This window comes from Bradyrhizobium sp. WU425 (assembly GCF_021052305.1).
Taxonomy (GTDB): Bacteria; Pseudomonadota; Alphaproteobacteria; order Rhizobiales; family Xanthobacteraceae; genus Bradyrhizobium; species Bradyrhizobium canariense_D.
In genome coordinates this window covers 1036665-1050414 of record NZ_CP088089.1, presented here as the reverse complement: position 1 = coordinate 1050414, position 13750 = coordinate 1036665, and the positions used below count along the sequence as shown (strand labels likewise).

Below are 13750 nucleotides of genomic sequence, written 5' to 3'. Positions count from 1 at the left end.
CTCGGAATACTGGATCGCCCGGTCAAGCCGGGCGATGGGAGCGTAGCAAGCATCTCCGCCAACCGCGTCATTGCGAGCGCAGCGAAGCAATCCAGACTGCCGCCGCAGACGCATCTCTAGATTGCTTCGCTGCGCTCGCAATGACGGAGTGAGACGGATATGCTGTCGCCCGAAGAAGCAGCAAGGACGCGCCCATGCAATACCGCCAACTCGGCCGCAGCGGCCTGAAAGTGTCGCCGATCTGCTTGGGCACCATGATGTTCGGCGGGCCGACCGATGAAGCCACCTCAAAGCGGATCATCGCGAAGGCGCACGAGGCCGGGATCAATTTCATCGACACCGCCGACGCCTATTCGAAGGGCGCATCCGAAGAGGTCGTGGGACGCGCCATCGGCAACAACCGTCACGCCTGGGTGCTCGCGACGAAACTTGCAAACCCCATGGGGGGCGACCCTAACCGTGTCGGCCTGTCGCGACGCTGGGTATTGCAAGCGGCGGATGAGAGCCTGAAGCGGCTCGGCACCGACCACATCGACATCTATTATCTGCACAAGGAAGACCATTCGACGCCGCTGGAGGAGACGGTGCGCGCGATGGGCGATTTGATCCGCGCCGGCAAGGTGCGCTATTTCGGCGTCTCGAACTACCGCGCCTGGCGCGTCGCCGAAATCTGCAACATCTGCGACCGGCTCGGCATCGACCGGCCCGCGGTGAGCCAACCCTATTACAACGCCATGAATCGCATGCCCGAAGTCGAGCACTTCCCGGCCTGCTCCTATTACGGCCTCGGCATCGTGCCCTATAGCCCCCTGGCGCGCGGCGTGCTGACCGGCAAATACACGCCCGACGCGGCTCCCGACAAGGAGACGCGCGCGGGCCGCAATGACACCCGCATGATGCAGACCGAATGGCGGCCGGAATCGCTCCAGCTGGCGCAAGAGATCAAGGTTCACGCCGAAAAGAAGGGCATCACCGGCGGCCAGTTCGCGGTCGCCTGGGTGCTGAACTCCGCCTTTGTCTCCTCGACCGTTGCCGGCCCGCGCACCGAGGAGCAATGGGACGGCTACATCGGCGCGCTCGACTATCGGTTCACCGCCGAGGACGAGGCGCTGATCGACAGACTGGTCGTGCCGGGTCATCCTTCGACGCCAGGCTACAACGACCCGGCCTATCCGATCGAAGGACGTCGCGCGCGGACGGCCTGAGCCGGAGACAAGGATGGCCCTCGAAGATCGCTATGGCCTGCCGATCTCCACCTCTTCGCCCGAGGCGGCATCCGCTTATCGTGAGGGCGTCGACCTCATGCTCGCGGGCTGGACCGGCACGGCGGAAACGCTGGAGCGCGCGACTGCGGCCGATCCGGATTTTGCGCTGGCCCATGTCGCCCGCGCCCGCCTGCATGGCTTCTATCAGCAAGGCGACCTGGCACGTCAGAAGGCGGCCCTCGCGCGTGAGCTCGTGGCGACACGCGGCACGGAACGCGAGCATTCGCATGTCGAGACGCTGGCGCTCGCAATCGAGGGCCGGCTGCCGGAGGCGATCGCGGCAACGATGAAGCACGTCGAGGCGTGGCCGCGCGATGCATTGGTGCTGTCGCTGCCGCTCGGCGCCTTCGGCCTGTTCGCGTTCTCCGGCATGGCCGATCACGACCGCGCGCGGCAGGAGCTGTGCGAGCGCGTCGCGCATGACTATGGCGAGGATTGGTGGTTCCTCACCATGTACGGCTGGGCGATGACCGAGAACGGCAATGTCGGTCGCGGCCGCGGTGTCACCGAGCGCGGCTTCGAGCTGCGCCGGCAGAATGCCCATGCTGTGCACGCCGTGCTGCATGCGATGTTCGAGGACGGTTCGATCGAAGCGGCCGACCGGCTCGTCGACGACTGGATCCCCTGTTACGACCGCGCCGGGATCTTGCACGGCCACATCCGCTGGCATCAGGCGCTCGGCGCGCTGGAGCATGGCGATGCCGCGCGGGCGCTCGCGATCTATGCCGATGTGCTGCAGCCAGAGGCCACACAGGCGCCGCCGCTCAATCTCGTCACCGACGGTGCGTCACTGCTCTGGCGCCTGTCGGCTTACGGCCACGCCGTGCCGAGAGCGCTCTGGGTCGAAGCCGATGCCACCGCGCAAAGACTGTTTCCGAAATCGAGCCTGCCCTTCGCCGATATCCACATGGCACTGTTCGCAGCCGCAACGCAAAATCGCGAGGCGCTTGTCGCGCGGTTGACCGCGATCGAGCAGCGGCTCGCCGATGGCAAGCTGCCGGCCGGCCCCGTCGTGCCGGCGGTCTGCCGCGCGCTGGCAGCCTTTGCGGACGAGGATTACGCGGCATGCGTGCAAATGCTCGCGCCGGTCCTCGACGAGGTCGTGCGTCTCGGCGGCAGCCACGCCCAGCGCGAGTTGATCGAGGACACTTTTGTCGTTGCCCTCATGCGCAGCGGCGACCTGCCGCGCGCCCGCGCCCTGCTCGACGCCCGCCTGCACCGCCGCCCATCCTTGCGCGATACGCGCTGGCGGGCGGCTATGGGGTAGCCCCGCCACGAAAAAAACACTGGCCTGACGGCAAGTGCTGGCCGGGAATGGGTTGGGCGATATGGGCGAATTGCCGTTGGGGTGGCGCGGTGGTATTTCAGACGAGTCCGGCAGAACAAACGGGATCGCAACCAATTTACGGTTCGCTGGTTATCCGACGGGACTTTTCGGTCGTTCCCTGGCATGTGAGCCTTCCGATGCGCCTCTGCCGCCCCATCCTCGCTGCTGCCCTCGTCCCCACCTTGGTCCTCTTGGCAAGCCCTTGTTTTGCCGAGTCTTCCGCGCCGATTCCCGTCAACAATCCGCCCGGGCAACAGACCGCCTTTATCGACTTGCTGGCGCTGATGTCCGGCCACTGCAAGACGTTGAAGGTTGCCGGCCGCACCTTCCCCTGCAAGACGGTCGCCTACGCTCATGGTGACAAGGGCCGGGTCAATTTCACGGTCGCGGTCGACGATCCCGCTGATGACAATCACGTCGTGTCGTTCTCCGGCGAGAACGGCAAGCGCGCCGACGACAATTCCTACGAGCTGCCGATCGACCGCATGCTGCTCAACTCCAAGGACCGCCCCAAGGTCGACGGGCTGCCGGTGCCGGCCGAGCAGACCTCCACCGGCCTCTGCCGCCAGACCGGCAATTTCGCCGCCAAGAAGGTGAACGACGTCACCTGCTCCGCGACCGACAGCGAGGGCCGGAAGTACGAACTCCTGTTCGTCTCCGACGGCACGCCGGTGAGCGTGCGCCGCATCAGGCAGTCGGCGCCGTCGATCCAGGATCCGTTCAAATAGCTCCATCCGTTACGTGAACGCCTTTCCAGCGTCGCGAAGAAGGCGAGATTGACGGAATTCCTGGGCACCGGCAGCGGTCGGCCGCGCTGCGCGGCATGAACATGCTGGTGATGTAGGGCATGCGGCAGGGAATGCAGATCGCATCCTCGAAGACGCCAGGGTCGAATTCAGATGGCCGCGCACCAGCTGTGTGTCGAAGCCGAGATTGCTCACCGACGAATTCGCGCGCATCGTCACCACCGATGACGTGATTGCGTCATTCGCGGCAGAGTGATGGCAGAGTTGCGATCACGCCGGTGATGCGACAATAGATCTCACGAGACGCACGCAGCCGCGCGAACCGGACCAATGTAACTGCGTCGTTTCGACGCCCGCACTGGCCGGAACGTGCCGGATGACCATGTGTTGTCACACGACATTCAACCGGAGTGATGACATGAAGTATCTCTTTGTCGCGATGGCCGTCGGTGCTGCGGCGCTTGTCGGCGGATCCGCGGCGAACGCAGCCAATCATTCAAGTGCGAAACAGAACGCGCCAGCCGCCCAGTCAACCGATATCAGCGCGCAGCACAGGCACCACCATCACGGCTATCGCCATCACTGGCGTCCTCACCACCATCATGGATTTCATCGTCCGCACTACCGGAGCTACGGCTATTATCCGCGGCACCACGGCTATTACGGCGGTGGACCGTACGGATATTACGGCGGCGGCGGTCCCAGCGTGACGTTCGGCTTCGGCGGCAGCCGCTGGTAAGACGAAAGGCAGCAAGACGAAAGGCTCGCGAAACGCGGGCCTTTCTTTGCTCGTCAGCCTATTCCCGCAAGATTATCCCCGCCGTCTGTTGACCGCTCGCCAGCGCCGCTTCGACTGTACCCATGTCGGCTCCGCGATAGAGCGCCTCGCCGGAGAACAGCACCGGACCGTCGGCGCGCGCAAGGATCGTTTGCGCCTCGCGCGTTCGCGGCGTCGCCCAGGAATAAGCGCCGCGGGCGTAGGGATCGTGCGCCCAGTTTGTCGCGACCGCGATGACGAGTTCGCGTGCGAGGTCCTCGCGCGACAGGCCAAAGACGATCGCAAGCGAATCGAGCCCGGTATCGATCAGCGCTTGCGGGTCGAGACGCGACAGCGCTGCCGTGCGCGGGCCGCCGAACCATCCGGTCAGCACGGGATGCCGGTTCGGATATTGCGTCCACCACACCGGGATGGCCTGGTCGGACAAAAGGAAGGCCATGTCCGCGAGCTCTTCCTTGCGCTCACGCCACCATGGCCGCCTGAAGCGCAGCAGGATTTTTATCACGTTACCGAAGCCGATATCGTCGGCCGCCGCCACCTTCGCGCGCGCGCGACTCGGCAGCCCAATCTCGCGCAACAACGGCAACGGAACGGTGATGATCACGCGATCGCAGCCCTGCACGTCGCCGCCGACACAGCGAACGGCGATCGCGCCGCCCTCCTCCTCGATCGCCGACACCACGCAGCCGAAGCGAAAAATCACGCCAAGCTTGCGGCACTCGGCTGCCAGGAAGTCGATCATCCCACCATAGCCGCCCTTGATGCGCGCCTGCGGAGAGTGCCCGCCAGCCATCCATTCCTCGCGCAGCGCCAGCGTGGAGGCGGACTCGGGATCGGCCGCATCATAGCCCTCAACCATTCGCTCGATCGAATGGCGCAGCCGCGCATGCTCATCCCCGGCAAAATGCCGGCGCAGGAAATCGGCGACGGTGAGGTCGTCGTTCAATTCCCGAACCACGGCGTGCAGCTCAGCCTGATGCGGATCGTGGCGATCCTCGCGCACGATGTCAGCGCCGTCAAAGCCCCATCGCTCGCCCTCGATCTCCTGTAGGGACAGCCCGGCTTCACGCAGCAACGCGCGCGTGACCGGCGCCTCGCCGTGGACGAATTCGGCGCCGCCGTCGGCGGGGTAGCCGAACTCCGAAGCAGGCAGCGGGTGGATGCGGCCGCCGCAGCGCTCGCGCGCCTCCAGGATTGTCACGGTCCTGCCCGCGCGCGCCAGCTCGCGCGCCGCCATCAGACCGGCCGCGCCGGCACCGACAATGACGATATGCTCGGATGTTGCCGACATCTCGGTGCTGTTACTTGCCCACGGCCTGCGGATCGTTCTGGATCAGATAACGCAGCAGCAGGACGCCGCCACCGAGATCCCGCGTGCTCTCCAGCGTCATCGCGCTCAGCGGTGCGCGCCGGTCGCCGTCCGAGTCCGTGGAATCGAACACGAAGGGCGCGCCCTTGGCACCGTCGATCGCGGGACTGAGGATCAGGTTGAACTCGTCGAGCAGGCCGGCACGCAGGAACGCGCCGTTGGCGACACCGCCGCCCTCCACCAGCAGGCGCTTCACGCCGAGCTCGCGGTTGAGGATGTCCAGCGTCAGCGCGAGGTCGATCTCGGACTTGCCGGCAAAGATATAGGACACGCCCTCGCCGCGGAGCCCCGCGAGATGCGAATCGGCGACGCTCTCGGTCAACACGACGACGATCGGATCGCCGCCGATATCGGAGCGGCCCCAGCCGATCTTGCCCTGCGCATCGAGCACGACGCCATAGGTTTTCGCGTCGCGTCGCGCGAACCAGTTTTCGCGCGGAAATTTCGCGTCCGCCGTCGTGGGATAGGCATCGCCCTTGGCGAACTCCGAGCCGGTGATGCGGCCGATCACCCAGGCATCGCCGCCGAGCTCGTCGTGGATCTTCTCGAACCAGTCCGTTCCTGCCCCCTTCGGGCGCCAGCGGCTCGGATGGGTGCGGCCGTCCAGACTCGAATGCATCAGGCAGATGACGTAAGGCTTCATGCGTATCTCCGGGCCGCGCTCAGGCAGCCGGCTCATTGCCCTTTTCATTCCCCGTGGCGCGATCGTTCACGATCAAAGCGAGGGGATTGAGCTTTGGCGGCGCGATGAGTTTCAGCGTGTTGGTGTCGCGATGGTTGAACGGCGCGCCGCGCACGAACAACTCGGTCTGGATCAGATAGGTCCAACTGCCGTCGTCGTTGAAGGTGATGTCGCAGCGGTAAGCATCGGTGCGGAACGCTTGTTCCAGAAAATCAGTCGAGCAGATCCCGTAAGCGGTGTCGCCGCGCTTGGCGGTCACGGAGATCTCCTTGTCGCCCGGCCCGGCCTTGCCCGACGCCAGCAGCACCTGCCCGCGCGGAATCGCCAGCGTCTGCATGATCAACCCGGTCGCGGGCTCCCACAACCAGTAGCCGACCTGGTCGTGGAAGGTGATGTCTTCCTCGGGCGTGTTGATGTGGATGTGATAACGCAGCCCATAGAGCAGCTGCGGCCCGTTGGCCTGCGGATCGATCGGGTCCATCCGGATGCGCTCGATGAAGGTCCGCCGCTCCGGCCCCTCGGCCTTCGGATTGATGTCGATACCCTTGTCGGCCTGCCAGACACCGGCGAGACGGCGGAGCGGGCCGAGATTGGCAAGCCCGTCGGGCGAGACGTCCTCGGGCTCGGTGAAGATATCGGCGGGATGGGGGAGCATGGGTGTCCTCGTGTCGTTGCGAGGCAGCAATAGCATGAGAGCGCGGGCGTGGCTCGTTCTCCAGCCTCACAATCGCGAATGGACATAGGCGTCACGCGCAGACGATGCATGACGCGAAGCGGAGCCGAACCTCCTCAGTTCGGCTCCGTCGCCAGGACGCTTAGTAGCGGTGGTCCCGGACGATGGGTTGATTGCGATGGTCGCCCACGATGGGCTGGTCGCGATGGTCGCAGACGATGCGTCGTCGCGCTCGAGGGTGTAACCACGTCGCCAATGCGATCGCTGGATGGAGTTGTGCATGGAGTTCTGCCTTTCGCTTGGTGGATCACTGCGAGCTACCTGACAACAAGGTAGATTTTGCAATCGACGTCGAATCTGCCGCAGTTTTAATCAGACACCCGAGCGTCGGGCTTATGCAGCCAAGGCGTTGACGTTCCGTAATTCGTGAAAATCATGGCAGCTGCCCAGGAGAGCGTCATAAGCATTTGTGTTCGGTGTTCCCGTTTGCGCCACGGAATCACGATGATAAGATCACCTCAGGATTGTGAAATACACCATAGGCGACGAAGCCACTCCTAAACTAGCGTTCACGTGACGTCCGTTATTTTCAAGTGAGTGGTTTGGAATGCAGCAGGCTTCGGTCGAGAAGTTCTCGGACCTCATCGGCAGTGTCTATGATTGTGTGATCGCGCCGGAAGGCTGGACCGAAGTTCTGGATCAGATCTGCGCCCAGTTCGGCTTTGCCACCGGCGCGCTCTCGGTCGCCAGCCTCACCAACATGAAGGCCGTCGTCAATGCGGTCTCCGGGTCCGACCTGGCCCAGATGGCCCAGAACGGGGTCGGCTACGGCCCCGACATCATCGAGCTCTGGGGCGGCGCCGAACGCATTCGGCAATACCCGCTCGGCGAGCCGGTCGTGGCAAGGCATGGCAGGATCGCGGTTCAATCCGCGGCGAGCACGGCCACATTGCAATCAGCCGTCGCGCAGGCGGCAAAGGACGAGGCGACGCTCGGGCAAAAAGGCATCGGCATCCCGATCCCTCGCCAAAGCGGTGAGCCTCTCGTCGTCCACGTTCTGCCGCTGCGACGCAGCCACACACGATCCGGTCTGATCCAGAGCGCCGCTGCCGCCGTGTTCGTGACGTCAGCCTCCGGGCCGCCGCGATTGCCTCACGATGCGCTCAACCAGCTCTATGACCTGACGCCGGCCGAGATTCGCATCTTCGAGCTCATTTGCGAGGGACACACGCGAGACGCGATCTCGGCCTTGCTCGGCGTTTCCGTCAGCACCGTGAAGAGCCACCTCATTCACGTCTTCGAAAAGACGGGCTGCCGGCGCCAGGTCGATCTGGTCAGGCTCGCGAAATCGCTGACGTTCCCGGTGTAACAGAAGACCGCGCTCAAGCCGCTTCCGACGTTGATCGCGCACGCTGCTCGAGCACGCCGATCGTCGAGACCAAATTGTCGCGTCGCGCGCGAAGATTCAGCGCAAGAAGCGGATAGGTCGGCTGAAGCACGTCAAACACCCCTGCTCTCGCCTCTTCCTCGAGAATGTCGGTGTTGATGAGTCTAACGCGCCACCACAAATCGGCGACCAACGCATCGAGCCGGAGTTCGCCGGCAGCACCAGAACGGGACATTTCTTGCATCACTTGCCTCAACCTGAAACGGCCTCTCTTCCAAGGCCAGACTTTGGTCCTGGCCGAGCAAGCAGAGTGCCAGCAATGGGCGGGCGCGATCTGGTTCCGGAACGGATTGCTGCGCGAGCCGGCTGGTCAAGGCTTGGCGCTCAAGGCTTGGCGCTGGGGAAGATGTTGCCCGTGGAGAGCGAAAATGGTGCCCAGGGGCGGAATCGAACCACCGACACTGCGATTTTCAGTCGCATGCTCTACCAACTGAGCTACCTGGGCGTGCTCCAAAGAGGGGCCAAAGCCCATCGAGCGGGCGGTTTATAGTGGGCTGAAGGCTGCCTGTCCACCCACGCTTCGCCGATGGCTTCGCGGGGCGTGGCCAGGCTGTGCACAAGGCAGGACGTGGCTCGGAGGCAACGCCGCGTAGCGGTGCATCGACAATTTAAATACTTGATAGAACAGGGTTATTCCTCTCCGTCTGCCTCGTCATCCCGGCCGGGAATGACATAGGAGCCTTTCAGCCAGCGGTTCAGATCGACGTCGCGGCAGCGCGAGGAGCAGAACGGGCGGGTGGCCTCGGACTGCGGCTTGCCGCAGATCGGACAGGTTTTGAGGGGCCTTGCGGGCTTTTTCACCTGGTCGTCCATAGGGTGCTCAGCTTACACGAGGTGAGAGAGTTCAAGAGCCCGTCGCCAAAGGGGTTCCTCCGGCGGAAGCGCAGGCGTCCCGGCCAGATTTCCGCGGGGCAATTCTACTGTGCATGGGGTTGTTTTCGCGATTTTTGCAGGAGCGGCTTTTCGGCTTAGACGGCGGTGGCGTTGAGCCAGCCGAAGCGGATCGGGAAACCTTCGCCGCCCAGCAGCGTGGTGGTCTCGTAGAGCGGCAGGCCGACCACGTTGGTGTAGGACCCCACCATCTTGACCACGAAGGAGCCGGCGATGCCCTGCACCGCGTAGCCGCCGGCTTTGCCGCGCCATTCGCCGGAGCCGATATAGGCCTGAATGTCGTCCTCCGAGAGGCGCTTGAAGCGGACGCGGGTCTCGACCAGGCGCTGGCGGAAGGCCTCGCGCGGCGTCACCAGGGTGATCGCGGTGTAGACGCGGTGGTTGCGACCCGACAGCAGCCGCAGGCACTGCGCGGCCTCGTCGACGAGGTTGGCTTTGGGCAAGATGCGGCGGCCGACCGCCACCACCGTGTCGGCGGAGAGGATGAAGGCGCCGCGCAGCTCGTCGTCAAGCTGCACCGATTTGAGCGCCGCATCCGCCTTGGCCCGCGCGAGCCGGTTGGCGCAGGCGCGCGGCAGCTCGCCCCGCTTCGGCGTCTCGTCGACGTCGGCGGGCCGGAGCGCGTCCGGCTCGATGCCGGCCTGGTTGAGCAGCGACAGGCGCCGCGGCGAACCGGAGGCGAGAACGAATTTGGGGCGGCCGAGCATCAGGTGATTTGGGGAATGAAGCAGGGGGTGAATTGCGCGCGGAACCTATCGGACGGGGGCTGATTTCACAACCCGGGAACCCGGACTTTACTGATTCGACGGGTACAGGATGCGTGTGCCTGCAGTCTGTGACGCGGGTGTTACGGGCGCCGAATGCTACCCGTTCGCCGCGCCCACCTTCGAAAACCGCCGGCGGATGCGCAGCAGGAGCTGGTCGCAGACGTCGCGATAGGCAGCCAACTTCTGGGCGCGGCTGCCTTCCATGGTGGTGGGATCATGCGTCGGCCAATACTCGACGTCGGCGGCAAGCGTGCGGGTCAGCTCCAGCGCCTTGTGATGCGCCTCCGGCGACAGCGTGATGATCAGGTCGAAATTCAACCCCTCCCAATCCTCCAGTTCCTCGAAGGTCTGAGGCTTGTGGGCGGAGATGTCCTGGCCGAGCTCGGCCATCACGGACACCGCGAACGGATCGAGTTCGCCGCGCCTGGCGCCGGCCGATTTCACGTAGAGCCCTTGCGGAAACATGTGCCGCAGCAGGCTCTCGGCCATCGGCGAGCGCACGCTGTTCATGGCGCAAGCGAACAGCACCGATTGCGGATCGCGTGCGCGTGGCGGACCCGCCATCGCGCTTAACCCTTCCAGTGCAGAACGGTAATGAGCGTGAACAGCCGGCGCGAGGTCTCGAAATCGATCCGCACTTTGCCCTTCAAGCGCTCCTGCAGCGTGCGCGATCCCTCGTCATGGATGCCGCGGCGGCCCATGTCGATGGCCTCGATCTTGTCCGGCGTCGCCGTGCGGATCGCCTGATAGTAGCTGTCGCAGATCATGAAATAGTCCTTCACGATCCGCCGGAACGGCGTCAGCGACAACAGATGCGCGACCACGGGCGTGCCGTCCTCGCGACGGATGTCGAACATCAGCCGGCTGCCGGTGATCCCGATATGCAGCGTGAACGGCCCCTTCCCGTCGGCGCCCTCCGGCGCGAACAGGTTCTGCTCGATCAAATCGTAGATCGCGATCGCGCGCTCATGCTCGATGTCAGGCCCGGAACGGCCGATCGAGTCCTCGTCGAGCGTGACGCCGACGATGCGATTGGTCGAGTCGTCCTGTTCGGGCGGCTGGGTCATGACAAATTGAGGCGCAATCCAATCGAGCGCGAATGGGCATCTAGCCCCTCCGCCTTGCCGAGAATCATCGCGGCTGGTCCCAGCGCACGCAGCTGATCCGGGCCGCATTTCAGGATCGAGGTGCGCTTGAGGAAATCGTGCACCGAGAGCCCCGACGAGAATCGTGCCGAGCGCGCCGTCGGCAGCACATGGTTGGAGCCGCCGACATAGTCCCCGATCGCCTCCGGCGTATGCGGCCCGAGGAACACGGCGCCGGCGTTGCGGATTTTTGCGGCGAGCGCGTCGGGATCTTGCGTCATGATCTCGAGATGTTCGGCGGCAATCGCATCCGCGAGCGGAATGGCGTCGTTGAGGTTCTTCACCATGATGATGGCGCCGAAATCGGCCCACGAGGCGCTGGCGATCACGGCGCGCGGCAGCGTCTTCAACTGCGCCTCGACGGCTTTTTCGACATCGGCGGCAAGGCGCGCGGAAGCGGTAATCAGGATCGACTGCGCGCTGGCATCGTGCTCAGCCTGGGCCAGCAGGTCGGCGGCAATCCAGTCGGCATTGCCGGTGTCATCGGCGATGACGAGCACCTCGGAGGGACCGGCGATCATGTCGATGCCGACCTTGCCGAAGACCAGCCGCTTTGCCGCGGCGACATATGCATTGCCGGGGCCGACGATCTTGGCGACGGGCGCGATCGTCGCGGTGCCATGGGCGAGCGCGGCCACCGCCTGCGCACCGCCGACGCGATAGATCTCGGTGACGCCGCCAAGCTTTGCCGCCGCCAGCACCAGCGGATTGAGCTTGCCGTCGGGCGAGGGCACCACCATGACGAGACGCGTCACGCCGGCGACCTTTGCCGGCACCGCATTCATCAGCACCGAGGACGGATAGGCCGCGGTGCCGCCGGGCACGTAGAGGCCGGCGGATTCGATCGCGGTGTAGCGCCAGCCGAGCTCGACGCCGAGCTGATCGGTGAAGCGCTCGTCCTTCGGCAGTTGGCGGCGGTGATAGGTCTCGATGCGATCGCGCGCGAGCTTGAGCGCATCCAGCGTCGCTGCATCACAGGCTTTCACCGCGGCCTCGATCTCGGCGGCGGTGACGCGCAGGTCGGATGCATCGAGCGTCAACCGGTCGAACTTTGCCGTGGCCTCGAGCAAGGCGGCATCGCCCCGCTTCGCCACGTCGTCGACGATGGCACGCGCGGCCGCCTCGACATCGGCCGAGGCCTCGCGCTTGGCGGCGAGGAAGGCCCCGAATCGCTGGTCAAAATCGGCGCTGCTGCGGTCGAGACGAACGGGCATCTTGGCTTCTAACTGGTTTTTGGGGGCGCGGTTTGGCTCACCAGGCCCCTGCTCAATGGCGCGGCGGGGAAGCTGCGTCAACCCTTGAGCCGGGCCGCTCCCCTCCGGCGTCGTTCTGGCGAAACCGGAAGGCGTGGCGTTGGCATGCCACCTCACCCTTTCCCTTCAGCCTCCAGCCCCGTCCCCAGCTGATCCGCCCCCAGATCCGTCAGCTCGCATTCCAGGCATTCGACATCGAGGCGGATGGCGCCGCCTTGGGCAAACAGCAGCAGCGCGCTCCCGCCGGGGGCGTCCTGGCCGTGGAATTCGATGCCGACAAGGTCCAGGACAGTGTCCGGCGCGTCGAGGTCGATGTCGCGCGACTTGCAGGCGAGCACGCGGTCGAACCGGAGAGCCGCCACCAGCCTGCGCGGCTCGGCTTCGCCGTCCAGCGTCTGCTCCCAGTCCAACCGGCTCATGCCGACGACCAGCCGCTTTTCACTTTGCCGCCAGATGATGTCCGAGGGCTGCACGCGGGCGTCCTGGACGTGGGCCGAGATCACGGAGAGGTCGTCGGCGTCGAGTGCGATCAGTTTGAGCTGGGGAGACATCGACGGCGCTTTCTCCTTCGGGCGGATAGGGCTCAACGCGCGCGGGCGGCGAAATTTCCCTAGAACTAATGCCCTACGGGAGTAGAGGCTATTGATATCCTCCATCTCCAGCACCTTTCGCGGATACCCCTCCCGCGCAACCCGGATCATGGCGCGGCCGATCTGCTCGGTCGAGGTAACGAGCCGCGGCGAGAGCCGGCGCAGCACCGACCACAGCGGCCAACTTGCTGCATACACGGCCTGCACCCACGCAGTCTTGGAGCGGGCACCGTGGAGCGGTTGGATCGCACCGGGCCGGAACATGTAGGCCGCCTTGAATGGCAGCTTGAGCAGGTCGTTCTCGGTCTTGCCCTTGATCCGCGCCCACATCCGCGAACCCTGCTCGGTGGAATCAGTGCCGGCGCCCGTGACATAGACGAATGTCATCTGCGGATTGAGCCGTGCCAGCGCGGTCGCCGCTGCGAGCGTGATGTCATAGGTCAGATGGCGGTAGCGCTCCTCGCTCATGCCGATCGAGGAGACGCCGAGGCAGAAGAAGCAGGCATCGAAGCCGGTGAGCTGCGCTTCGATCGCCGAGTAGTCCGTGAACTCGCCGTGTGTGATCTCGGTGAGCTTGGCGTGGCGCACGCCGGTCGGGCTGCGGCCGACCACGAGCACGCGATCGATGCGGGCATCGATCAGGCATTCGCGCAAAACGCCCTGCCCGACCATGCCGGTCGCGCCGAAGATGATGATCTGCATCGGGACCTCCCCGCAGCGCGCCTTCCGCGGCAGACTGGCTAATGAAACGCTGCAACCACCGGCTCACACGCGACTGGAACGTGTTCGCACCCGGCCCGTCCGAAATCAGATCGGT

15 protein-coding genes, 1 tRNA gene and 2 pseudogenes are annotated in these 13750 nt (G+C 64.9%); 5 read left to right on the top strand and 13 right to left on the bottom strand.

What is annotated here, in order from left to right; genetic code table 11:
* The first annotated feature begins 194 nt into the window (after nucleotides 1–194).
* The 3 genes from BcanWU425_RS05005 (at nucleotide 195) to BcanWU425_RS04995 (ending at nucleotide 3320) form a co-directional block, all read left to right on the top strand.
* On the top strand, nucleotides 195–1205 hold the full coding sequence (locus tag BcanWU425_RS05005; protein WP_085350814.1) for an aldo/keto reductase: 1011 nt from the start codon (nucleotides 195–197) through the stop codon (nucleotides 1203–1205).
* A gap of 13 nt (nucleotides 1206–1218) precedes the next feature.
* A complete protein-coding gene (locus BcanWU425_RS05000) occupies nucleotides 1219–2532 on the top strand; it encodes a tetratricopeptide repeat protein (RefSeq protein WP_204512525.1) in 1314 nt (437 codons plus the stop codon).
* 197 nt (nucleotides 2533–2729) lie between these two features.
* Nucleotides 2730–3320: a hypothetical protein gene (locus BcanWU425_RS04995; protein ID WP_204512526.1), complete on the top strand. Its 591-nt coding sequence runs from the start codon at nucleotides 2730–2732 to the stop codon at nucleotides 3318–3320.
* A 38-nt stretch (nucleotides 3321–3358) separates the two neighbouring features.
* Here BcanWU425_RS04995 and BcanWU425_RS04990 read toward each other — a convergent pair.
* Nucleotides 3359–3486: pseudogene (locus tag BcanWU425_RS04990) on the bottom strand (oleate hydratase); the annotation flags it as partial.
* A 270-nt stretch (nucleotides 3487–3756) separates the two neighbouring features.
* Here BcanWU425_RS04990 and BcanWU425_RS04985 point away from each other — a divergent pair.
* Nucleotides 3757–4077 (top strand): hypothetical protein, encoded by a 321-nt coding sequence (locus tag BcanWU425_RS04985; protein ID WP_018453118.1) that lies wholly within the window; start codon nucleotides 3757–3759, stop codon nucleotides 4075–4077.
* Nucleotides 4078–4135: 58 nt separating this feature from the next.
* Here BcanWU425_RS04985 and BcanWU425_RS04980 read toward each other — a convergent pair whose 3' ends face one another.
* From BcanWU425_RS04980 to BcanWU425_RS04970, 3 genes are read right to left on the bottom strand one after another with little or no spacing between them, the layout of a single operon-like run.
* Nucleotides 4136–5407, bottom strand: a complete 1272-nt coding sequence (locus BcanWU425_RS04980; protein ID WP_204512527.1) for a flavin monoamine oxidase family protein — start codon at nucleotides 5405–5407, stop codon at nucleotides 4136–4138.
* A gap of 10 nt (nucleotides 5408–5417) precedes the next feature.
* A complete protein-coding gene (locus tag BcanWU425_RS04975) occupies nucleotides 5418–6128 on the bottom strand; it encodes a RibD family protein (protein ID WP_204512528.1) in 711 nt (236 codons plus the stop codon).
* A 19-nt stretch (nucleotides 6129–6147) separates the two neighbouring features.
* Complete coding sequence (locus tag BcanWU425_RS04970; RefSeq protein WP_204512529.1) at nucleotides 6148–6822, bottom strand: FABP family protein; 675 nt, start codon at nucleotides 6820–6822, stop codon at nucleotides 6148–6150.
* Between the two features lie 625 nt (nucleotides 6823–7447).
* Between BcanWU425_RS04970 and BcanWU425_RS04965 the strand changes: the two genes are divergently transcribed.
* A complete protein-coding gene (locus BcanWU425_RS04965) occupies nucleotides 7448–8209 on the top strand; it encodes a helix-turn-helix transcriptional regulator (RefSeq protein WP_204512530.1) in 762 nt (253 codons plus the stop codon).
* A gap of 13 nt (nucleotides 8210–8222) precedes the next feature.
* Here the strand turns inward: BcanWU425_RS04965 and BcanWU425_RS04960 are convergent, their stop codons facing one another.
* The 9 genes and pseudogenes from BcanWU425_RS04960 to BcanWU425_RS04920 all read right to left on the bottom strand — a co-directional run.
* Entirely contained in the window at nucleotides 8223–8471 is a 249-nt protein-coding gene (locus tag BcanWU425_RS04960; RefSeq protein ID WP_007615460.1) for a hypothetical protein, read from the bottom strand.
* A 185-nt stretch (nucleotides 8472–8656) separates the two neighbouring features.
* Nucleotides 8657–8732 (bottom strand) — tRNA-Phe (locus BcanWU425_RS04955).
* A gap of 185 nt (nucleotides 8733–8917) precedes the next feature.
* A complete protein-coding gene (gene yacG / locus BcanWU425_RS04950; protein WP_204512531.1) occupies nucleotides 8918–9100 on the bottom strand; it encodes a DNA gyrase inhibitor YacG in 183 nt (60 codons plus the stop codon).
* 155 nt (nucleotides 9101–9255) lie between these two features.
* Nucleotides 9256–9885 carry a Maf-like protein gene (locus tag BcanWU425_RS04945; protein WP_007597557.1) on the bottom strand — a complete coding sequence of 210 codons (630 nt, stop codon included), beginning with the start codon at nucleotides 9883–9885 and terminating at the stop codon, nucleotides 9256–9258.
* A gap of 156 nt (nucleotides 9886–10041) precedes the next feature.
* Nucleotides 10042–10509: an arsenate-mycothiol transferase ArsC gene (locus BcanWU425_RS04940; RefSeq protein ID WP_231190191.1), complete on the bottom strand. Its 468-nt coding sequence runs from the start codon at nucleotides 10507–10509 to the stop codon at nucleotides 10042–10044.
* 5 nt (nucleotides 10510–10514) lie between these two features.
* Nucleotides 10515–11012 (bottom strand): UPF0262 family protein, encoded by a 498-nt coding sequence (locus tag BcanWU425_RS04935; protein WP_204512532.1) that lies wholly within the window; start codon nucleotides 11010–11012, stop codon nucleotides 10515–10517.
* Nucleotides 11009–12304, bottom strand: coding sequence for a histidinol dehydrogenase (gene hisD / locus BcanWU425_RS04930; protein ID WP_204512533.1), 1296 nt, complete (start codon nucleotides 12302–12304; stop codon nucleotides 11009–11011). The genes BcanWU425_RS04935 and hisD overlap by 4 nt, the downstream gene beginning before the upstream one ends.
* Before the next feature lie 152 nt (nucleotides 12305–12456).
* Entirely contained in the window at nucleotides 12457–12894 is a 438-nt protein-coding gene (locus tag BcanWU425_RS04925) for a DUF2948 family protein (protein WP_204514011.1), read from the bottom strand.
* 84 nt (nucleotides 12895–12978) lie between these two features.
* Nucleotides 12979–13635: pseudogene (locus BcanWU425_RS04920) on the bottom strand (NAD(P)H-binding protein); the annotation flags it as partial.
* Between the last annotated feature and the right edge of the window lie 115 nt (nucleotides 13636–13750).